The following is a 21,557-nucleotide window of genomic DNA, read 5'->3' on the forward strand; positions in this document are numbered from 1 at the left end:
ATTTTTATTAATACATATAGTATTTGATTTTAAAAACCACATGTCGGTTTTAATGGCCAACATTTTAATAGCCATTTTCACTTTTGTTTTAATTTTATCTGGAATTTATTTACTCAATCAAAAAAAGAAACCAACAACTAAAAAAAGTGACGCTTTTTTCTTTAACTCATCACATCACGCTCTCCAATGAATTCCGAAAGTTCGTTATATGATTCACATTCACCGATTACTTTTCCCTGAACACTTCGGGTGTATGCAGCATCCAAACTCGCATTAGAACAGTAAATGTATAAAAGTATGCTTGGGAAAATTGCAAAACTATCACAATACAAATATGTTAGATTTGCGAAAAGTCTCACTTTTATTTAGAAAGGGAGACTTTTTTATCTATTGCTGGTGTCATAACTTAAAAATCACGACACTGTTATGATGTGACAAAATCTGATAAAAGGATTGGCCATTTTGCTCAACTAATCCGATAGCACAATAATTTTTTCAGTTTGAACTTAAATAATTGAGGACTATATTCACTCGCTCTTTTACCGTATCGTCACCTTCTATTCTCAATATCGGGCAAACTAAGTCCGACATCCAATGTACGTGTAACATTTTACTTCTGACTTCCATTCCTGCTTCATCATATAAGGAAGCCCACTTCAAAAAAGCCTTGGATTCGTCGTATTTACTACCACCATCCAATATTTCATTCCCATACCTTTGAAATTCCCTTTGTTGCAATCTCTCAAGTCTTATATTTTGGGGAAGCTGCAAAAATATAACCAAGTCAAAATGGGCTTTAAATTCGTCACCCCAACCACATATTGCCCCCGAAAGAATACAGTTTTGATATATTGTTAAGTCATGCTTTAGCATTTTTGTTCTTTCAGGTATTGGTCTTTGTTCTGTGAACTTAGTTAACCAAAAATAGTCGTCTGTATCAAGAAGAGTATAAGGAAGTGCCTGTGATAACGCAGTTCCGAGTGTCGAAGTTCCAGAACCAGCAGCACCAAATATATGTATTTTTGTAATAAGAATTTCCTCCTCTAATAGGCCATTTCATTATTTTTGATTATACAGATAAAATTCATCTTTAGTAAAACTCCCTTATTCAACTAACGGTGGTAATAGGTAAGTATTTGATGTTATCTTCAAATTTTCCCAGTCGTAGAATTGTTCTGCATACATTTTCATCCAAACAAAAGAAGTTAAACACTATAATTAATATTGAAATGAAACAAGACAATATGTGAGGTTTTGAAAGTGAAGAAGTGTGCATATGTAAATTTAGTACCTTGGTTCTGTTTAGTTTTGTCCTTCGCGGTTATATTCGACTAAATTAAGGTAACCGTCACCTTTGCTTACTCAGGGGAGGTTTTTTGATATGAATGATGTTTGATTCCTCTACAAATAGGCGTTCGTATGGTAAATTAAGTACAGTGTAAGTAAAAGGAGTTACGGTAAAATGAATGATTTTTTTGAACGAAAAAAGAAAGAATTGAATATAGATTTGAATGAAGTGCAAAAGAAAGCAGTGCTGCAAACAGATGGCCCGCTTTTGCTTTTAGCATGCCCTGGATCAGGGAAAACGACGACAATGATCATGCGAATCGGATATTTGATTGAAGAAAAAAACGTCAATCCGAAGCGTATTAAAGCAATTACATTTAGCCGGGCATCTGCGCGCGATATGACGGAGCGTTTCACAAGGTTTTTCCCGCACAGTGCCCGCGTGGACTTTTCCACAATCCATAGTTTGGCATTTATGATTGCGCGTAGCTACTTAGAGAAAATAGGTACAACATACGAGCTGATTGAAGGAAGTAAGACAGGGCGTCAGTCTATCAATAAGGCATTTTTATTGAAAGGCATATATAAAGACGTATTGAAAGAGGATTGCACTGATGACGAACTGTCGTCTCTTTCGACATTCATCAGTGGGATTAAAAACCGCATGATCCCACTTGGGAAATGGGAGGAGCTTGAAGGGCCTGTTGATAAGGCAGGACGCATTGCCAGGAAATACGAGCAGTACAAGACGCGTACAAGTGGTCAACTGCTTCTTGATTTCGATGATATGCTGACAATTGCGGAACAGGCACTTCGAGAAGACGAACAACTTAGCGAGCACTTTCGAAACCTCTACGACTACCTCCTAACCGACGAAAGCCAGGACACGTCCCTTGTTCAACATAAAATTGTGGAGCATCTTGTGGCGCATCACGGCAATCTTTGTGTGGTTGCTGATGATGACCAGTCGATCTATACGTGGCGCGGGGCGGAGCCGGATTATCTTCTTGATTTCAAGAGTGTCTATCCAGATGCTCAAGTGCTGATGATGGAGCGTAATTACCGTTCGTCAAAAGAAATCGTGGAGATGGCTTCGAAGTTCATCAAACGGAACAAAAAGCGCTATCCGAAAGACATGCATACGGAAAACGGCAAGATCGAGCCAATTTATATCAAACAGCTTACTAGCCCGAAACAGCAATTAGAATACGTAACATATGAACTGCTGAACGAGAAGAATTTGAATGAGGTTGCTATTTTGTTCAGGAACAATTCATCGTCAACGATGTTCGTGAGCGAACTACACAGGCGAGGTATCCCATTTTATATGAAGGATGCAGATGACAAGTTTTTCACACATTGGATTGTCGAGGATATTTTGAACTTTATGCGTCTCAGTTTTAATATGGAACGGAAAGATATATTTGCGAAGATCATCATGAAAATGAATGCCTTTATTTCACGAAACATGCTCACCCAGTTTGAAAATACTGCAACAACGGGGAATGTATTCGATGCATTTATTCAAACGGTTGAAATGAAAGACAGTCAAGTCAAAAAGTTAGCTGACTATAAAAAAGGATACGCTGTGATTCCAGAGATGCGTCCGGAACGAGTGATTCAACTGATTCGGAATGATTTTGGGTATGAGGCGGCGCTTAAAAGTAGAGCTGAAAAGTTTGGATTCCGTTTTGAAAGCCTGCTTAGCATTTTAGATACACTTGAAGGAATTGCATCACAACTCCGAACGATGGTGGAATTTGCGACGCGTTTGAAAGAACTTGAACAGGCAGTAAAAAATGCGAAATTCAATGCACCTGAAAATGCGGTGACGTTATCGACATTTCACAGTGCGAAAGGGCTTGAGTTCCGGCGTGTGTTCATGATTGATTTACTAAAAGGGGTTATTCCATCAGAGGAAGATGAGAGTGATGTAGCGATGTTGGAAGAAGCGCGTAGGCTCTTCTACGTCGGGATGACACGTGCGAAAAACCGACTTGAATTGCTGTCATATGGTCAGGACGAAGGGAAGCCGAAAGAAGATTCTAGGTTTCTGAATGAAGTAAGGGGCCTTCTTTTGAAACCGGGTGAAGCGAACAAAGAGCAGAAACCAGTGAAGATTAAGAAAGCGTCGATTGCACTAAATCCTGATGGTATTCAAGATAGTGACGAGCTAGCGGTTGGAACAGCGGTCAAACACCGTGTATTCGGGCAGGGTGAAGTCACACGGCGTGATGGTGATGAAATTCATATCCAATTTGGTAAAATCGAGAAAAGGCTTGATCTTGAAACGGTTCTTTCCCTTAGGTTACTTGAGAAAGTTGCCCTATGAAAAAGCTCTTATGGATTGGATTGGCAGGAGCGGCAGGAGCAATTATACGCGTGGCGATTGGCCATGTCGTTTCCAATGATTCAGGATTTCCCTTTTCGACGCTAGGTGTAAATATTGTGGGAACGTTTTTGCTATGTTTTATAGTAGCAGGAGCTTTTCGCAAACTAGCAGCGGATAAACAATTGCAAGATATCGTAACGTCGGGTTTTCTAGGTTCTTTTACCACGTTTTCAGCGTTAAGCATGGAGACTGTACTACTGATGGAAAAAGATCAAATTCTCTTGGCTGGATTGTATATCATTCTTAGTATAATCGGCGGACTTACTGCCGGGGCGCTCGGCTTTCATCTAGGCAGGAAGAAGGTTCGTACATGACTTTCGTGGATTTATTGATGATTGGAATCGGAGGCTTTTCCGGTGCAGTCATTCGGTATTATATTTCAGCAAAGATGAATAAGCAGGATGGGTTTCCAGCTGGGACATTGCTCGTCAATCTGGCAGGGACACTAATGATTGGAGTCGTTTTCGGGCTGGAACTACCTTTATGGGCGACTCTGCTGATTGCCTCCGGTTTCGCAGGGGCGCTGACGACCTTTTCCACGATGAATAAAGAGCTGTTAATCATGTGGGAAAACGGTAGGAAAAGGAATGCGGTACTCTATCTTCTGCTAATATATATATCGGGAATCGGCCTTGCATTTCTAGGCTACCTGGCGGGAAGGAGTGTTTACTAAATTTGTCCGTTTGAGTTGAGTACATTTGGGAATAGAGTAGTAGACTACTAAAATTCCGAATGGAGGAAACGACATTGGACAACAAACATAATGATGAAAAGAATAGGCAGTTAGAGACGTACCGTTCACATGATGCGGGTAAAAAGATGACGACGAACCAAGGACTTAACGTGTCAGAGGACGAACATTCCTTGAAAGCAGGATTGCGTGGTCCGACATTGATGGAGGACTTCCATTTCCGTGAGAAGATGACCCATTTTGACCATGAACGGATTCCTGAAAGAGTCGTTCACGCTAGAGGCTACGCGGCACACGGTGAATTCGAATTATTTGAATCGATGAAAGACTATACGAAAGCGGCATTCCTGCAGGAACCCGGTTCGAAAACACCGGTATTCACACGGATTTCCACCGTAGCCGGCAGCAAGGGATCGGCAGAAACAGTACGCGATGTACGCGGATTTGCGGTGAAATTCTATACCGAAGAAGGAAACTATGATTTAGTGGGTAATAATATGCCAGTTTTCTTCATCCAGGATGCCATCAAATTCCCCGATCTTATCCATGCCGTAAAACCTGAACCGCATAATGAAATGCCGCAGGCGGCTTCTGCACATGATACTTTTTGGGATTTCGTTGTAAGTAACCAGGAGTCTGCGCATATGATCATGTGGCATATGTCCGATCGCGCGATTCCTCGGAGTTTCAGGATGATGGAAGGATTCGGGGTTCATACATACCGTTTGGTGAACGCTGAAGGGAAAGCGCATTTTGTGAAATTCCACTGGAAACCGAAACTCGGCGTTCACTCCCTCGTTTGGGATGAAGCGCAGAAGATCGCCGGGAAAGATCCAGATTTTCATCGCCGGGACCTTTGGGAGTCCATTGAAAAAGGGGACTTCGTCGAATTTGAATTCGGCGTCCAATTGATTGAGGAAAAAGATGAATTCATGTTTGATTTTGATATCCTGGATCCGACAAAGCTATGGCCGGAAGAGAAAGTACCCGTCAAAATCATTGGGAAAATGACGTTGAACCGCAATGTCGATAATGTATTTGCGGAAACGGAACAAGTCGCATTCCATCCGGGAAGTGTTGTTCCCGGGATTGATTTCTCAAATGATCCATTGCTGCAAGGTCGCTTGTTTTCATATACGGATACGCAACTCATTCGCCTTGGCGGACCGAACTTCCATGAGTTGCCGATTAACCGTCCAGTGTGTCCAATCCATAACAATCAGCGTGATGGCTATGGCAGACAGGCAATCAATGTGGGGCAGGTCAGCTATCATAAAAATTCATTGGCAAACAATACACCGACAACATCTACCGAAGAAGAAGGCGGTTTCGTCCACTATCAGGAGAAAGTGGAAGGACGCAAAATTCAAGCACGCAGTAATTCTTTCAGTGACCATTTCTCGCAAGCACGTCTTTTCTGGAACAGTATGACATTGCCCGAGAAAAAGCATATTGTCGATGCGTTCAGTTTTGAAGTCGGTAAAGTGAAAGATAAGAATGTCAAACAGCAAGTCGTGGATATGTTTGTCAATGTCGATAAAGGCTTGGCAACCGCTATTGCTGAAGCGGTGGGGGTCAATCATCCCGAGGGCAAGGAATCGGACGTGACCGAATCGTCACCAGCCCTTAGTCAGGAATTAACGGTGAAATCGCCGGCTACACGAAAAATCGCCATTCTCATTGGTGAAAAATTCAATGGCGGCGAAGTGGAAGCGGTTGTCAAAGCCTGCCTGGATGCAGGAATGACTGTGGATATCGTCGGCGAGAAGTTCGGTTTCGTTTATGGTGAAGATAAACTGGCAGTCGAAGTGACGGAAACATTCCTCACTGTCCATTCCGTTTTGTATGATGGACTATACGTCGTCGGAGGCGAGGCGGATAATCCAAGGAAGCTTAAGAAAGATATCGTCAATTTTATCAACGAAGCTTTTCAACACTATAAACCAATTGGTATCGCCACAAACGGCAAGCCTTTCTTCGATGCTTCAGATGCAGAAGAAGGTCCAGGTATCGTACTGTCTGACATAGCAGATTTCACTGGTGAATTCATCGCTGCAATCGCTGAACACCGGCACTGGGAACGTAAAATCTATTGATAAAGTGAAAGTGAAGCGGTCGTCACTTAGGTGACGGCTGTTTTCATTTGGTTGCAGAACTGGTAACATATGAATGTTACAACTAATGAACTAGTAAAAGGATGACGGATACATGAAACAAAACAAAAAGAATACTAGTACCTTACTGAAAAAACCAGCAGGCATTGTGAGTATCGGTGTCGTCTTACTCGCATTGATTGTGTACAATATTTTCTTTCCTGAACAGGAAGCCGAACCGAGCCGAGTCGGTTTAATCCCGGTGGAGCTTGTGAAAACGATTGACGGCGATACGGTAAAAATTATGTATGAAGGTAAAGAACAGAATGTCCGGTATTTACTAATTGATACACCGGAAACGAATCATCCACGTCTCGGAAAGCAGCCGTTTGGCGAGAAAGCAAAAGAGCGTAATCGTGAGTTGATGAACAGCGGGAAATTAGAAATCGAATTCGATGTCGGTGGGAAAACAGATAAATATGATAGATTGCTTGCTTATATTTATATTGATGGTGTGAGTGTTCAGGAAAAACTGTTGGAAGAAGGGCTAGCCCGCGTGGGGTACGTTTATCCGCCAAATACACGACATCTAGACGCTTTTAAGAAAGCAGAAGAGAAGGCCAAAAAAGCGGGAATTGGCATCTGGACGCTTGAAGATTATGCGACTGATCGCGGATTTGACAGCGAAACGTATGTAGAAAAGAAACCTGAAACACAACCAGTATCCGGTGCTAAAGAAGCGTTTAAAAACTGTACGGAACTACGTCAGAAGTATCCGAATGGCGTGAAAAAAGGGCATCCTGCTTACTCAGAAAAAATGGATGGCAATAAAGATGGTAATGCGTGCGAGCGTTAATATTCGATGGAAAAGATAGAACTATACTTAACTTCTCGTTTTTTGTAAACGGGGAAAGATGATAGGCACAGCAAATAAAACAAAAACATCCTTAAATCAGTTATCGATTTAAGGATGTTTTTAATTGTGTAACCAATTATCACAAATGAATACTTAAATATGTGATTAAAAAAATTCCATCTACTTTTTTGTGAAAGGGTACCCGAGTTTAGCTGAGCTTTTCTTCCGTACGTAACATTGGTGTCACAATGAGATTGTATAGTACTAGCAAGAGGTACCTAATACTTTGAAACAATAGCTAGTACTAATGTGCAAGAAAGGCAGTGGAGAATTGAAAAGAGTAGTTCTTGGCAGTATAAAATTCTTGATTATAGTAAGCATAGTAGTAGCAGGAATAGTTGTATACTCACTTAAAATAGAGCCAAAACGTCTGATCACAAAGGAATATGAACTTAAGTTCTCGTCGGGAGGTGAGAATTCTATAAGGGTAGTACAGTTTTCAGATGTCCATTTAGGTCCGAATTATTCGCTAGAGCAGCTGGAGAGACTTGTAGACCGAATTAATAAACTCAAACCTGACCTAATCGCTTTTACAGGCGATCTCATAGATGTAGCATCCGAGTTCGAGGGGCGATCAGAGATAAGTGGAATACTTGATAAGCTAAGTAGTAGATATGGAAAGTACGCCATTTGGGGGAACCATGACTATGGAGGTGGCGGCGTCAGGTTTTACGAAAAGATTATGATAGAATCAGGATTTAAGCTACTTACAAATCAGAATAGCAAAATAGAACTTGAAAGTGGAAAAGTATTAACTATAATAGGGGTGGATGATGCCATGCTTGGAAACCCCGATGTTCAAAAGGCGTATTCAGGTGTTGACGATCAGGGGGCTAAGCTTCTTCTGTTGCATCAACCGGACCTTGTGGACGAAATAGGGTATGATAATTTTGATTTGGCACTGGCAGGACACAGTCACGGAGGGCAGGTCATTGTTCCGACGCTTGGTCCCGTGGTGACACCTCCTCTTGCAAAGAAATATAGAAAAGGAATGTATCAACTAGGAATTCATACTCATCTTTATGTGAATAGCGGAATCGGCACTACGAGGATACCTATTCGATTTTGGAGCCCTCCTGAGATATCCGTGTTTGACATAGCTATATAAAATTTCTTTTAGATTGTTTTTGTACTTTTGAAGGCTTCTCCTGAGTTGACCAAACTTTTGTGATGCCTTTTTTGTTTTTCTTTTGTAATAATATGGTTTTGGTCAAAGTTTCTAACTCAAGGGGGAAAAAATGAATATTCTAATCGCAGATGATGAACCGCAAATGGTTAAGATACTGTCAGCATATTTCAAAGAGGAAGGCTTCAATGTCCTGGGAGCTAGGGATGGACAGGAAGCATTGAATATAGCTGAATCAACCAAGATTGACTTAGCCGTTTTAGATTGGATGATGCCAAAAATTGGTGGAATAGAAGTATGTAAATATATAAAGGGAAATAGTCAAACCAAAGTTCTGATATTAACAGCTAAAGGTCAACATGAAGATGAAATAAAGGCCTTAAATGGAGGGGCTGATGAATATATTAAGAAGCCATTTGATCCACGAATCGTAATATTAAGAGCTAAAAAGCTCCTGAACATTGGTGAGGAAATTAAATTCAGAGGTATTAGGATAAAGGAGAATGAAAAAAAAGCATATAAGAGCAATGAACCCTTACAACTTACCAAGATTGAATATGATTTATTACTGTTCTTCATTAATAATAGGGGTGTTATTTTATCGAGGGATAGGCTTATTGATATAGTTTGGGGTATGGATTATGAAGGGGATCATCGAACAGTAGATACTCACATCCGAAGATTAAGAACTAAAATAGGGGATGACCTTATCAAAACCTATAGAGGCATTGGGTACTGCCTGGAGGTGAAGGAAGATTAAAATCGGAAGCAAGTTTTCAGTTGGCATATCATCCATTGTAATTTGCACGTTTATTTTTTCAATACTCATAAATATATTCCTGGTAGACAGATATTACATTTATGAGCAAAGAAAGGTTTTAGACAAGGTAGCTAACGAGATAATCAGTGTACCTGAAAGTGGTTTCTTAAACGAATTGAAACAGATAGAAGAAGAGTACGCCGTAACTATTGTTCATTCAGAGATTAGTGGAAGTTTGAATCAACTTAATGAAAAAATAAAATTAGAATTTGAAATGAAAAAAATAAAGTTAAATAAATTTTGGATTACTGAAAGTACGTTAACTACTTTGCAGGAGAAAAGCGTCAATAAGATATACGATCAAGGTGTAAGCAAATATAAAGTTTTAACTAAATTTATAAAAATTGATAATACGATTATCGCCATAGGATTACCATTACCACATATGGAAGAAGCAATCATAATCATAAATAGATTTAATCTATTTTTGATGACCATTTCAGTCATATTAATTGTTTTCTTAGTAGTAATCATATCTAAAAAAATTACAAGGCCTTTAGAATCCTTGAAAAGTTTGTCTCAAGATATAGCTAATTTAAAGTTCAGGAAAGAAGAGATTACAACCAATGATGAGGTAGGAGAACTTGCGAAAAGTATAAACAGTATGAGTGGAAAATTAGAGAAAGCCCATAATGAAATCAATGGCCAAAATAAGCGATTGAAAGAATTAATGTCAGATGTGTCCCATGAACTAAAAACGCCACTATCAATAATGAAAGTGTATGAACAGGGGATAGTGGACGGTTTGGATGACGGAACATTTAGAGATGTAATTGAAGAACAGATTGAGAAAATGGATGTATTAATCGAGAAGCTTCTGTTTTGGACAGAGTTAGAAAATAGTTCATTAAACAAATCTACTTTTGATTTAGGTAAAAGGGTTATAGACATGACGGGAAAATACATGCTGATACTACAGGAAAACTGTATTGATTTTTCATTAAATGTAGATGCGGACAAGGAATATTTTATCAATGCAGAAAAAGAAGCAATAGATGTTGTACTCGATAATTTAATTACTAATGCTATTAAATATTCCGATGATAAGCGTATTGAAATTACATTAACTATAGACACTAATATCGTCAAGCTTACGATTGCTAACGGGGTTGGCGCAATTGACGAAAATGATTTAGAACATATATGGAGACCTTTTTATGTATTAGAAAAATCAAGAAGTAAGGAGCTTTCAGGTACAGGTTTGGGCTTACCTATTATCAAGACCATTTTGGATAATCACAAGTTGGATTTTGGGTTTGAATTAAAAAATAATAAGTTAGCTTTTTTTGTAACATTCGCGTAACACACCCCGGTTACTCTAGTTATGGAGGTGTGATACATGAAAAAAATTCTATCAATCATGTTAATTGCTGCAATTGTAACAAGTGTTCTAGTAGGGTGTGTGAACGACAAAAAGATACCAATCAAAGAGGTTAATTCAGGAAAAGATAATGTGGATTTTAACTTTAGTGTGGATCCAGAGACCCTTGCGTTTGAGGTGGAGTCCAATGGAATTACTGAAAGAGCATCGGAACCACTGGAGAAAATGAAAGTTTCAAATTTAAAAGACAGTGGAGATACTATAACTTGGACCTATTTAGAAAAGGCAATTGATGTTGAAATAGAAAAAAAAGATAAGTATGTAGATGTAACCATAAAATCCAACAAAGATGAAGACAACATGTTTGCATGGCCAAAAGTGAAAGGTGATGGATATATGCTCCCATTAAATCAAGGGAAGCATATTCCAAGCAATGATCCAGTCTGGAAAGATTATTTAAGTGAAGAAAAAATGAAGGTGATTGAGGCTTTCTCTATGCAGTTTTTTGCAGTTGATAAAAGTGCGTATTCGCTAGTCTATATAATTAAAAATCCTTATAATAGTGAAGTTGTTTTTAATACAGAAAATGATATTGAGTTTACTTTTAATCATGAGTTTCCAGCGATTAATAAAGTGAAGGAATATGGTTTTAGAATATATGTAACGGAAAAAAATCCAGCAGATGTTGCAAAGACCTATAAAAAGTATTTGGTTGAACAGGGTGACTTCAAAAGCTTGGCGGATAAGGCTAAAGAAAATAGTGAAATTGAAAAGCTTTACGGTGCACCCCATGCTTATTTTTGGGACAGAACTGTTATTTCAGAGGAAAATATAAAATGGGCAAAACTAAGAGACAGTTTCCCCGAAAAACTAAGATTATGGATTCAGGAGTTATTAACTACTAAAGTTGAAGATGGATCAGATCTTTCATCGGCCTTTGATGATTTAAATAACTTAGATTATGTAGACAAATACACTAAAAATAGAATAGTAAAAGGCTTAAGTGCCGTAATGCAACTAAAAGAATTCTATAATCCGGAAATATTTACTGAAACAGATAAAGAAACTCAGGGGCTATTAAACAGGAAAATAGAAAATTTAAATCCTGTTGAATTAATTGACCTAAATAAGAGATTATTAAAAAGCGTACTTGGAAATGTAGTTGACCCAATAGAGAAGTGGGCAGATGCAAATACTGTAGATGTGATAAAGGATATGAAGGATTCAGGGTTAGAAAACATGTGGATTGGACTTGATGACTGGCAGGAAGGATTTATTAAACCAGAGTTAGTAAAAGAAGCAGAAGACCTTGGCTATTTAATTGGCACCTATGATTCGTATCATTCAATCCATGAACCCGGTAAAGAGAAGTGGGAAACTGCTAAGTTTAGGGATACTTCACTTTACGAGAATGCAACTGTAACCAATAAAGATGGAAACAAGATTGAAGGATTCCAAGGTGAAGGTAGAAAGTTGAATCCGACGCTTGCAATGCCTAGTGTAGAAGAAAGAATAACTTCGATTCTAGATACTGGTCTAGCATTTAACTCATGGTTTCTAGACACCGATGGCACTGGGGAGATCTATGATGACTATTCGCCAGAACATATTACTACTGAAAAGGATGATATCCAGGCTAGAATTAAGAGAATGGAGTATCTGCAACAAGAATGGGATATGGTAGTTGGAACTGAAGGCGGAAATGATTTTGCAAACAAAACGATTGCCTTTGCACATGGAATAGAAACGCCAGCATTTTCTTGGATGGATGAGGATATGAAAACAAATAAAGAAAGTGAGTACTATGTAGGGAGATACTATTCGAGTAACGGCGGAGTTCCCGAACTGTTTTCTAAACAAATACCTGTAAAGGATAAATACAAGAAGTTATTTTTGGATTCAAACTACACGATCCCATTGTATAAGTTGGTTTACAACGATTCAGTAATCACGACTTATTGGTGGGGATGGGGAACCTTAAAATTGGAAGATGAAATATCAAATAGGATGTTGTATGAGATACTTTATAATGTACCTCCTTTATATCATATAGATAAAAACGAGTGGAAAAAACATAAAGAAACAATCGTAAGACATTCTAAGGTATGGTCAAATTTTAGCAAAAAAGCAATAACAGAAGAAATGACGGATTTTAAAATCATATCAGATGATAGATTAGTTCAAATGACTGAATATGGTGAAACATTAAGTGTAGTAGCCAATTTTTCAGAAGATGAATTTAATTATCTAGGCGAGACAATACCAGAAAAGTCATTATTAATTATTGATGGAAAGAGTAAAAGTATCTATACGCCGAAAAATTAGATGTTGCATTTAGCACATTTTAATTGCTTATTTTTAATGAGACTTAAAAATAAATCAGATGACTTTTGACATGGAGATATTTGTGATGAATATCCGTTATTTACTGATCGATACGCCTGAAACGAACACCACCTTCGACTTGGGAAGCAGCCGTTCGGAGAGGAAGCGAAAGAACGTACTCATGAGCTATTCAACAGCGGATAGCGAGAACTATCCAAACGGCGTAAAGAAAAAGCATCCCGCCTATTCGGAAAAGGGGTGGCTTTACGTGTGAACGTTGATGTTATTGAGGATTCCCATTGAACCCCGAATTGTGTTAGAATCCGTTACTCAAAATGAAAGAGATGAGAATGACAGCAATAATGCTGTCATTCTCATCTCTTTCTAATTAAAAGGTGGTTGACCAAACTACCCTTTTATTTTTTTATTGAACATTCTCGATACCATGAAAGTAAAGACGATAATTCTTTTGAACTTCTTCTTGGTTTTTCACTTTCAACTTGCCTTCATATAGGGATTCCCCTGTTATTAAATCGCCTATAAAAATGGTATGCCCGTTAGTTGTTGCATGAATAATATAGAATTTTCCATTCATTACCTTAATGTAAGGAGCCTCCTCATCATCCTTATTATCTACTAAATCAAATGATAGTTTTTTGCCCCATTTGTCGCTTTCAATATCATACAGATTGACTTCTATACGATTCGCTGTCTGTGAAGGAATAAAGAGTGTAGAATTATAGATAGCGGATGAACCACCTATAGATCCAAGTGTTTCATCAGAAGCAACAACTTTTTTCGATTGATTAGTTTCTATATCGTAAACGATGAATTCATTCGCGACTAATTTCGGTTCACCGTCTCTATAGATTTTTTCATCTTCAAAAGCCTCAATTTTAACTAGAAGGTATTTTTGTCGCTGAATAGAATAATTATCATTTATGATTCTTAAATCAGAATAACCATTCTCTACCGTCGGAGTAGAAGCAATCGTGTCATCACTTACAAGCTTTTGCTCTTTCATATCAAATGTATAGACTCGTAATTCATCTCTAACACTACCACCTATACGAGAAGCCCGTGTAATGACCTTTAATTCACTATCTATTACTTGAACTTCCTCAACTTGCATCCAACCGTAATTTTCTTTTTCGGATACATCCAACTGGATTGACGTAATTTCGTCCGTTTTTTTAGTTAACACTTCAATATCAAAGCTAAAATCATTCATATGGGCATATGCCACTAAATTTTCGTCTTCAAAAAAAAGATGCGGGCTTAAATCCTTACTTCGCATAAAATTCCTATGTTTTTCTACCAATTCTTCAAGATAATTCGGAACACCCAATCTAGATAACTTTTGTGAAAAAGATAAATTAGTTGGTTTGATTGTTTCTTCACTTGTAACTTGTAAAGGTTGATACAGGCTGTGATTATTTCCTGAATAATCACAGTATAATACTATATTTTGCAACTCATCCTCATTGCCATTTACTTTTTCAAAATCAATTTTTATATGCTCATTTGTAGCTAAACTTGATTGTATATAAAAAGTTCCAATCACAATTAGCGTAATCAAACAAATCGAAATGATTTTCCAATAACGTTTCACTTATGTAACCTCCCATCAAACTCTTATTTTATTCTTTAGTAGAAAATTACCTATCCAAATGGCGCAAGCTAAAACGAGAAGACCTGCTACTAGTTCCAGGAAAAATAGTTCTATTGGATAAAAATAATTACTTAAGATGAACTCATTAACGAATAGGGGTGCAAAGAAGATTAAAAGGGAAGCAACACAATAGAGAACGCCATAAATAATCCCTTTAATACGGAAAGAACGTTCAAACAAAATCGCCGTAAAAACAATACACACCGCTAGCATTCCACCAGCATAATAAAGAACAAACTCTATAAAAATGCTTGGCAAAAATACGCTTAAATTGTGGAGGTTAGTAATTTCATAAATCGAAAGATCGGTACGAAACTCACTTGGTACCACCCACTGTAAAACTTGACTTTCAACTGGCAATAATACTAGTTGTAATGCAACAAGACCTAAAACGAAGAGTAAAATCGTTGTAGCCTTTGCAAAATAAATAGTAATGCGTGCTGTTGGCAACATGAGTAAACGATAACTAAATGTATTTTTTCCAAGCCAATCACGATACCAAATAAAAAAGACATAGATTATTAATACTACAACACAAAGCATAATGGGGAGCAGAAACCAAGCTGCCTGAGTAAAATTATAGAAAGAGATATTCCCATATTGTTCGATAAACTCGTCCTTCGTCATTAAATCCTTATACATTAATTCATTTGCCCGATTTAAATAGGCCCGTGATTGAACAATCACCCCAATGATTTGCGAAAGAATCGTAATGCCAAGTAAAACGAGGTAAAGCTTTAAAAATCGATTCACTTCGAAATTGACTAACTTCAAATAACGATTCATGCTTGATACACCTCTCTCATTACATCGATTACCGATTTCCCCTCTTTTTCTCTTACTTCTTCTGTATCGAATTCTTTTAAAACTACGCCGTCATCTAGTAAAACAACTTTATCAATTAAATGTTCGATATCATTAATTTCATGTGTCGTGATAATAACGCCACGATTTTCAATTAAATGACTCGTAAATACATTGGCAATTTGCTCACGGCTAAATATATCAATTCCTGAAAATGGTTCGTCCATTAAGACATAATCGACATCCATTGCCAAACCAAGTATAAGGTTCACTTTTGCGGAATTGCCTTTTGAGAGTTCAGAAATACGATCCGTTTCGTTTAGTTTGAAAAACTGGAGCAGTTCAGTGGCACGTTCCTGATTCCAACAGTTGTAAAAATCAGTCATAAATACAAAGGCGTCCCGTATTCGCATTTGCGGTAACATCGTTATTGTATCTGGTATAAAGGTGATTTTTTCATAACTCCCTTTATGAATTTTTTCACCATCAATGAGGATTTCACCTCCATTAATAGGAGTTAAAGCCATAATTGCTTTCATAATTGTTGTTTTCCCAACACCATTAATGCCAATTAGACAAGTGATTTTCCCTTTTTCAGCAGTAAAAGAAACGCCATTTAATACTTTTTTCCTGCCGAACTTTTTTGTTATATTTTTTATTTCAATCACAAAGATCCCCCCATTTAATTATTTTCCCTTTCATACGTATTCTTCACTAAATCCAAAGCCTCGTGTACAGGAACATTGATGGATCGAACCGAATGAACAAACGTATCTACAGCCTCTAAAATCAATTCTTCTCTTACTATTTTGAGCATCTGCGCATCCCTCGTAATGCGACTTGGCAAATTCCCCTCCGTAAAAATCAACCCTTGTTCCTCCATTTCTTTATACGCTCGCTGCGCCGTATTTGGATTAATTTTCAGCTGATTAGCGAGTTCCCTTCTCGATGGAATCTCCTGACCCGGTTCAAAGTAACCTGTTGCAATTTGTTCTTTAAATTGCCGAATCACTTGCACATAAACAGGATCACGATTATTGAACTTTATATCCATAAACCCAACTCCTAAAAAAACATAATGGTTTTACGCCTAACCTGTACTAAGGGGGTGATACAGTGTTGGCAAAAATAATGGACGAAACACTAGTTACGATGACTGTATTAAGTGTTTAATACTTTTGCGATAAAAGAATGCGTCTAGAAAAGCAATATTATGTATTAAAGCATTTATACAGTAATCGCAAAGAAATGCCACGTAATACATTCACCTGTCCTACAAACAATGTGTATTAATTGGTTGATACACATTACAATTTGTATTATATCCTTAATACACTTTTACTGTCAACCAATAATATCCATTTCTTCTTGTTCGAGGGTTCTTATTGAGTCCTAAATTGCGTTAGACGTTGGTTGTTATCTGAATTTCGAGAAACGTGCAACACTTAATCTTTTTGCGAAACTCCTTGACATGCCCGCTAAACGTGATAAGATTCAAATCAATTACTTTTGTACAAAAGATAATCATTAAAATTGAATATATTTGAGAGATGGTCCAGTAATCATATTGTGAGCAGCAGCAAGAGACTGAATGGTAGGTGTGAATTCAGGCAGCAATATGTATGAAGTACGCCATCCGATTTTCTCAACAACTAATGAAGTGGATGGCCAGTCCAGAACTGGTTCATCAATTAGGGTGGTAACGCGGAGAGCTTCTTCGTCCCTTTCCAAGGGATTGAAGGGGCTTTTTTGTATCCAAAAATAATACACAGTTTTAAACCATCGAGGAGGATTTCATCATGTTTCGAATAAAGGAAGTTATTTCACCCACATTTCTAGAGGCGATAACACTTATAGCAGCAATTGTAACGATAATTAGTGTTAGTATTGTTCAGTTTGGTGCAGTTCCACATTTGCCAATTTTGTTTTCAATATTACTATTAATTTGCTATGGTCTGCTCAAAAAGGTTTCGTACCGCAAACTTGAAGGTGGCCTGGTCGAAGGAGCAGGAGCGGGTATGAGTGCAGTATTCCTGTTTTTCTTCATCGGTATTTTAGTTAGTAGTTGGATCATGAGTGGGACGATACCGACGCTAATCTATACCGGGTTTAATCTAATTACACCGTCATTTTTCTTTGCAATTGTTTTTGTTGTTACTGCAATTGTTGGTGTTTCAATCGGTAGTTCGTTGACGACGGTAGCAACAGTAGGGGTAGCATTTATTGGGATGGCGACTATGCTCGATTTGTCACTGCCTATAGCGGCGGGTGCAATTGTTTCCGGAGCATTTTTTGGAGATAAGATGTCACCCCTGTCGGATACGACAAACCTGGCCTCATCCATTGTTGACGTCAATTTGTTTGAACATATTCGAAATATGGGTTGGACGACAATCCCGGCATTTATTTTATCGCTGATTATCTTCGCTTTATTATCACCAAGTGTCACATTAAGCGATGTTGATAAAATTGCCTATTTCCAAGATGGCTTGTTGGAAACAGGGATGATTCACTGGTATACGGTGATTCCTCTTGTTGTTCTCTTTGTTCTGACGATAATGAAAGTCCCGGCGTTAATGACATTGGCGTTAAGTTCCATCAGTGCGATTATCATTTCCTATTTCCATCAGAGTTTCAGTGCTCCAGAAGTGTTTAAGATTTTATTCGAAGGCTTTGTTTCAACGACAGGAATCAAAGACATTGACGAATTACTTACTCGTGGTGGCATGCAAAGTATGATGTTTACAATTGGTTTGGTGTTGTTGGCACTTAGTATGGGGGGATTGTTATTTACACTAGGAATTGTCCAATGTCTACTCGGGAAAATTGAAAGTCTTTTGAAGAAAGTTTCCTCTGTCATTGCAGCGTCTGCGTTAACGGCGATTGGGATTAATGTGTTGATTGGTGAACAGTATTTGTCGATATTATTGACAGGGCAAGCTTTCCAATCACAATATGAAAAAGTAGGGTTAGCGAATAAGAACTTGAGTAGAGTGATGGAAGATGCGGGCACGGTTGTCAATCCGTTAGTACCGTGGAGCGTTTGCGGTATTTTCATTACAGGTGTGTTGGGTGTCGCAACAGTAGACTATTTGCCATTCGCATTCTTTTGCCTGTTGTCTCCGATATTAACAGTTCTGTTTGGGTTTACTGGGAAAACATTGACGTATCTGACTGATGAAAAGGTAAAAGTGTAAAAAGCGAAGGAGCACACCTGTTAGGGAGTGCTCCTTCGCTTTTGGAAATTAATAAAACATTCAAAAGCCTATTATTTGTAGATTATGGAACCATTTGTACATGAACAACGTATAAGTAGTAGGGTTGTTCCATATTGTGGCGAATATAGGAGGTTATGTTGTATTTTAGGGCATATGAATTATGAGGCTTTATAAAAAAATGCATGGAGTTTATAAAGAGATTTTCATAAGACGATGAAGGTATTTCAGAGGCTGATAAAGCGTATTTAGATAGAATATCAATACGAAACCGCTTCGGACTAGTCGCTATGTTAATGGCGGGGTTTCATTTACACTTGGGCCTGTTTACGGTTTTCTACCTGTCATATCACTCGCTTTTTGCATGTTGACTTATAAGACTTTTGAATAAGGGGGGCAGGTATATTCATGAAAATCGGTCGATTAGTACTCTTTATAACTTTCCTTCTATTGGTAGTATCAGGCTGTCAAGAAGCTTATAAAGGAAATCCCACGCCGAAAGATTTTCTTGGAAGTAGTGATGCGGATATTTTTGTTTTAGATAGTATCGTCTACTCGAAGGCTCGAAATCTAGAATGGCTAAAAGAATTATCCTATGAATTGGGTGAGCAAGTGGGAGAAATAACAAAAAAGCCGGACAAAGCTTGGAACTTTAAAAGTGGTACATCTAATAAATTACCTGTTGGAACAAAGATATATAAAACGGATACGCCCGCATATATTGTAATAGTAGACGGTAAGGAAATACCCTATATAGGCATGTATGAAGGGTAGTTTTGGGGATTCTGTTGTAGTTAATGGACATTGGGGGGAAGTCAGAAATGAAAAGAGTAAATGTTGTCTATGCACTTATTTATAAAGAAGATGAGCAAAAAGTACTGATGGTCAATAACAAAGGTAGCGGGTGGTCTCTTCCCGGCGGTGACGTTGAAGATGGGGAAACGTTAGAGCTGGCAATTATTCGTGAAGCCCAAGAAGAAACAGGTTTGACAATTGAAGTTGACCGTATCGTGGCGGTGAATGAAGCATTTTTTAATGCAAAAGGGCATCACGCTTTATTTCTAACATTTAAAGCAACGATCGTATCCGGGGAATGCTCGATTCAAGACGAAGAAGAAATTTTAGAAATAAAGTGGGTAGATTTGCCGACAGCGAATGGCTTTATGCCTTATCATCCTGGCGGAGTAGAAAGAATGCTTAAATCATCTTCGGCTTATACAATTCAAGTGTAATGGGAGGGATGCTAGAAGATAGAATAGAATATGGGATTAGTCGATGGTGAAATGGAGTGGAAAGAGTTATGGAGAAAAGGTATATTCAAGAATTATTAAGCGTATTAGTTTATAGAGAATACGAAATTTGAACTTTTTCATTGGAGTAAGGAAAAGGAACTGATGAATATGGGGAGGAGTAACGAAATGTCATTTGTCTCTTCAATTATTCAGGGCAATTTCTAAGTATTCTATAGGCTTTATAAACATTCTAGTTGATTAAAAAAATGGATTTTTACCGTTATCATAATTAACTCATATACTAAAAATAAATAACAAGGGGATGTAATGTATGGGACTGTTATTATATTTAATTATTGGGGGAATCATCGGTTGGTTTGCAGGGTTAGTCGCAGGTAAAGATATGCCGGGTGGACTCGTAGGAAATGTGATTGCTGGTATCATTGGTGCATGGATTGGAAGTAGGTTGCTAGGGAATTGGGGTCCGAAATTAGCTGATTTTTACATTGTACCTGCCATTGTCGGAGCACTTATCATAGTGATTGTCGTTAGTTTCGTTATGAAATCCATGCGTAGGAGATATTAATCTCTTCATGATTGAAAGTTATTTGATGGCAAGGAAATAAGAAAACGCTGACTAGTTAAGCTCAGCGTTTTTTAATCGTAGCTTAGAAAATCATAAGATCACGTACTGTGGATAAGCTGCGACATAGAGATTTTACGTCCAGACTCCAGCGCCTAGAGGCTCGGGTCATAAGTCGGTCCGGCTGTGCGGCAAAGAACGCCGCTTCGCCAGCCCGTCTTATGCCTGTCGCCCCTGAACAGGCACTTGCGCTTTTGTTCTTTAGAAAAGTAGGTATCGAATGTATTTGTTAATTATATAGTCGACACTTAACAATTAGAGTGTTCTTCCAACACCGCTTTGTCGCTTGGTGATGGCCTCACGCAATAAGCCCGTCAGAAAGGGATGAACTGCATCCCTCCTTGGTCTATATTGCTCCGGTGCCTGCAGGATGCGGCGATATTGGGCTGTCTATCATTAGTGTCGCTCCTTCGCTAGATTTGTTCGTTATACGGGTGAGGTATACCGCCTAGTTAATTCTAATAAGTAGTGCCAAATATATTAGTCCAGCGAAAACTTCTCTCTATAATTCGTCGCATCCTTCAATGCTTTTTCTTCTGCGGGAATCCGCACGGATAACATCCAAACATTCAGCAATGTGAAAATGATTGCTGTTAAATAAGCACCAAACATGAGGGGAAGCACCAAGAGCTCAGTCGTCACAATTACATAATTCGGATGGCGCACCCACTTATACGGGCCTTTCTGTACAACGTCTGCACCTGGTAAGATGATGATTTTTGTATTCCAGAACTTCCCGAGCGAAGTAAGGCACCAGATCCGTGCTACTTGCGCCGTTAGAAAAATGACGAGAAGTATAATCCATATTGATGACAGTGACTTATCGAGCAGAATGACTTCTGCAAGAAGGGAAATGAAAAAGGCTATATGCATGGCAACCATAATGGGGTAGTGGGCGGCACCCGCTTCGAAAGCCCCTTGGCTGCGCATCCATTGCTCATTGCGTTTCGCAACAACAAGTTCAACAAGCCGCTGTAAGATAACGATTGAAATGACAATGGCAAATAGCATCTGCAAAAC

General features: G+C 38.4%; 19 protein-coding genes and 1 pseudogene. 14 read left to right on the top strand and 6 right to left on the bottom strand.

From position 1 onward, the window contains the following. Positions 1-495 precede the first annotated feature (495 nt). Positions 496-1,029 carry an ATP-binding protein gene (locus ACP8HG_RS00325; RefSeq protein ID WP_187047802.1) on the bottom strand — a complete coding sequence of 178 codons (534 nt, stop codon included), beginning with the start codon at positions 1,027-1,029 and terminating at the stop codon, positions 496-498. 433 nt (positions 1,030-1,462) lie between these two features. On the opposite strand from ACP8HG_RS00325, the gene ACP8HG_RS00330 reads away from it, so the two are divergent. From ACP8HG_RS00330 to ACP8HG_RS00375, 10 genes and pseudogenes are all read left to right on the top strand, one after another. Beyond that, entirely contained in the window at positions 1,463-3,619 is a 2,157-nt protein-coding gene (locus tag ACP8HG_RS00330; RefSeq protein ID WP_338653301.1) for an ATP-dependent helicase, read from the top strand. Beyond that, the gene (locus tag ACP8HG_RS00335; protein WP_067206613.1) at positions 3,616-3,993 is read left to right on the top strand and encodes a fluoride efflux transporter FluC; all 378 of its coding nucleotides are present in this window, start codon (positions 3,616-3,618) and stop codon (positions 3,991-3,993) included. The genes ACP8HG_RS00330 and ACP8HG_RS00335 overlap by 4 nt, the downstream gene beginning before the upstream one ends. Continuing rightward, the gene (locus tag ACP8HG_RS00340) at positions 3,990-4,352 is read left to right on the top strand and encodes a fluoride efflux transporter FluC (protein ID WP_438298018.1); all 363 of its coding nucleotides are present in this window, start codon (positions 3,990-3,992) and stop codon (positions 4,350-4,352) included. The genes ACP8HG_RS00335 and ACP8HG_RS00340 overlap by 4 nt, the downstream gene beginning before the upstream one ends. Before the next feature lie 74 nt (positions 4,353-4,426). Beyond that, positions 4,427-6,466, top strand: coding sequence for a catalase (locus ACP8HG_RS00345; protein WP_438298019.1), 2,040 nt, complete (start codon positions 4,427-4,429; stop codon positions 6,464-6,466). 112 nt (positions 6,467-6,578) lie between these two features. Further along, positions 6,579-7,319: a thermonuclease family protein gene (locus tag ACP8HG_RS00350; RefSeq protein WP_342537712.1), complete on the top strand. Its 741-nt coding sequence runs from the start codon at positions 6,579-6,581 to the stop codon at positions 7,317-7,319. Positions 7,320-7,650: 331 nt separating this feature from the next. After that, complete coding sequence (locus tag ACP8HG_RS00355) at positions 7,651-8,487, top strand: metallophosphoesterase (protein WP_197485374.1); 837 nt, start codon at positions 7,651-7,653, stop codon at positions 8,485-8,487. A 130-nt stretch (positions 8,488-8,617) separates the two neighbouring features. Next, positions 8,618-9,265, top strand: coding sequence for a response regulator transcription factor (locus ACP8HG_RS00360; protein WP_067206628.1), 648 nt, complete (start codon positions 8,618-8,620; stop codon positions 9,263-9,265). A 175-nt stretch (positions 9,266-9,440) separates the two neighbouring features. Beyond that, a complete protein-coding gene (locus tag ACP8HG_RS00365; RefSeq protein WP_197485375.1) occupies positions 9,441-10,628 on the top strand; it encodes a sensor histidine kinase in 1,188 nt (395 codons plus the stop codon). 36 nt (positions 10,629-10,664) lie between these two features. Further along, complete coding sequence (locus ACP8HG_RS00370) at positions 10,665-12,971, top strand: glycoside hydrolase (protein WP_438298020.1); 2,307 nt, start codon at positions 10,665-10,667, stop codon at positions 12,969-12,971. Positions 12,972-13,062: 91 nt separating this feature from the next. Beyond that, a pseudogene (locus ACP8HG_RS00375) lies at positions 13,063-13,172 on the top strand (thermonuclease family protein); the annotation flags it as partial. 223 nt (positions 13,173-13,395) lie between these two features. On the opposite strand, the gene ACP8HG_RS00380 reads toward ACP8HG_RS00375, so the two are convergent. Genes ACP8HG_RS00380 through ACP8HG_RS00395 form a run of 4 tightly spaced genes read right to left on the bottom strand, consistent with a single transcriptional unit; the run spans position 13,396 to position 16,501 of the window. Then, the gene (locus ACP8HG_RS00380) at positions 13,396-14,583 is read right to left on the bottom strand and encodes a hypothetical protein (RefSeq protein WP_187046964.1); all 1,188 of its coding nucleotides are present in this window, start codon (positions 14,581-14,583) and stop codon (positions 13,396-13,398) included. A 15-nt stretch (positions 14,584-14,598) separates the two neighbouring features. Beyond that, entirely contained in the window at positions 14,599-15,429 is an 831-nt protein-coding gene (locus tag ACP8HG_RS00385) for a hypothetical protein (protein ID WP_338653284.1), read from the bottom strand. Beyond that, on the bottom strand, positions 15,426-16,115 hold the full coding sequence (locus ACP8HG_RS00390; RefSeq protein WP_187046966.1) for an ABC transporter ATP-binding protein: 690 nt from the start codon (positions 16,113-16,115) through the stop codon (positions 15,426-15,428). Before ACP8HG_RS00390 ends, ACP8HG_RS00385 begins: the two co-directional genes overlap by 4 nt. Positions 16,116-16,129: 14 nt before the next feature. Next, on the bottom strand, positions 16,130-16,501 hold the full coding sequence (locus ACP8HG_RS00395; protein WP_067206645.1) for a GntR family transcriptional regulator: 372 nt from the start codon (positions 16,499-16,501) through the stop codon (positions 16,130-16,132). 745 nt (positions 16,502-17,246) lie between these two features. Here ACP8HG_RS00395 and nhaC point away from each other — a divergent pair. The 4 genes from nhaC to ACP8HG_RS00415 all read left to right on the top strand — a co-directional run bounded on the left by nhaC (position 17,247) and on the right by ACP8HG_RS00415 (position 20,480). Next, complete coding sequence (nhaC, locus tag ACP8HG_RS00400) at positions 17,247-18,644, top strand: Na+/H+ antiporter NhaC (RefSeq protein WP_067206648.1); 1,398 nt, start codon at positions 17,247-17,249, stop codon at positions 18,642-18,644. A gap of 426 nt (positions 18,645-19,070) precedes the next feature. Beyond that, the gene (locus ACP8HG_RS00405) at positions 19,071-19,436 is read left to right on the top strand and encodes a hypothetical protein (protein WP_438298021.1); all 366 of its coding nucleotides are present in this window, start codon (positions 19,071-19,073) and stop codon (positions 19,434-19,436) included. Positions 19,437-19,483: 47 nt separating this feature from the next. Beyond that, complete coding sequence (locus ACP8HG_RS00410) at positions 19,484-19,894, top strand: NUDIX hydrolase (protein WP_067206654.1); 411 nt, start codon at positions 19,484-19,486, stop codon at positions 19,892-19,894. Between the two features lie 331 nt (positions 19,895-20,225). Beyond that, on the top strand, positions 20,226-20,480 hold the full coding sequence (locus ACP8HG_RS00415; protein ID WP_067206657.1) for a GlsB/YeaQ/YmgE family stress response membrane protein: 255 nt from the start codon (positions 20,226-20,228) through the stop codon (positions 20,478-20,480). A 537-nt stretch (positions 20,481-21,017) separates the two neighbouring features. On the opposite strand, the gene ACP8HG_RS00420 is transcribed toward ACP8HG_RS00415, so the two are convergent. Next, positions 21,018-21,548, bottom strand: a complete 531-nt coding sequence (locus ACP8HG_RS00420; protein ID WP_187046968.1) for an isoprenylcysteine carboxyl methyltransferase family protein — start codon at positions 21,546-21,548, stop codon at positions 21,018-21,020. Positions 21,549-21,557 lie beyond the last annotated feature (9 nt).

This window comes from Sporosarcina sp. FA15 (genome assembly GCF_051550195.1).
GTDB classification, from domain to species: Bacteria; Bacillota; Bacilli; order Bacillales_A; family Planococcaceae; genus Sporosarcina; species Sporosarcina psychrophila.

Coding starts and splice junctions, on each gene's coding strand:
- ACP8HG_RS00330 (WP_338653301.1), top strand. CDS start 1,463: ATGAATGATTTTTTTGAACGAAAAAAGAAAGAATTGAATATAGATTTG.
- ACP8HG_RS00335 (WP_067206613.1), top strand. CDS start 3,616: ATGAAAAAGCTCTTATGGATTGGATTGGCAGGAGCGGCAGGAGCAATT.
- ACP8HG_RS00340 (WP_438298018.1), top strand. CDS start 3,990: ATGACTTTCGTGGATTTATTGATGATTGGAATCGGAGGCTTTTCCGGT.
- ACP8HG_RS00350 (WP_342537712.1), top strand. CDS start 6,579: ATGAAACAAAACAAAAAGAATACTAGTACCTTACTGAAAAAACCAGCA.
- ACP8HG_RS00360 (WP_067206628.1), top strand. CDS start 8,618: ATGAATATTCTAATCGCAGATGATGAACCGCAAATGGTTAAGATACTG.
- ACP8HG_RS00370 (WP_438298020.1), top strand. CDS start 10,665: ATGAAAAAAATTCTATCAATCATGTTAATTGCTGCAATTGTAACAAGT.
- ACP8HG_RS00385 (WP_338653284.1), bottom strand. CDS start 15,429: ATGAATCGTTATTTGAAGTTAGTCAATTTCGAAGTGAATCGATTTTTA.
- ACP8HG_RS00395 (WP_067206645.1), bottom strand. CDS start 16,501: ATGGATATAAAGTTCAATAATCGTGATCCTGTTTATGTGCAAGTGATT.
- nhaC (WP_067206648.1), top strand. CDS start 17,247: ATGTTTCGAATAAAGGAAGTTATTTCACCCACATTTCTAGAGGCGATA.
- ACP8HG_RS00405 (WP_438298021.1), top strand. CDS start 19,071: ATGAAAATCGGTCGATTAGTACTCTTTATAACTTTCCTTCTATTGGTA.
- ACP8HG_RS00410 (WP_067206654.1), top strand. CDS start 19,484: ATGAAAAGAGTAAATGTTGTCTATGCACTTATTTATAAAGAAGATGAG.
- ACP8HG_RS00415 (WP_067206657.1), top strand. CDS start 20,226: ATGGGACTGTTATTATATTTAATTATTGGGGGAATCATCGGTTGGTTT.
- ACP8HG_RS00420 (WP_187046968.1), bottom strand. CDS start 21,548: ATGCTATTTGCCATTGTCATTTCAATCGTTATCTTACAGCGGCTTGTT.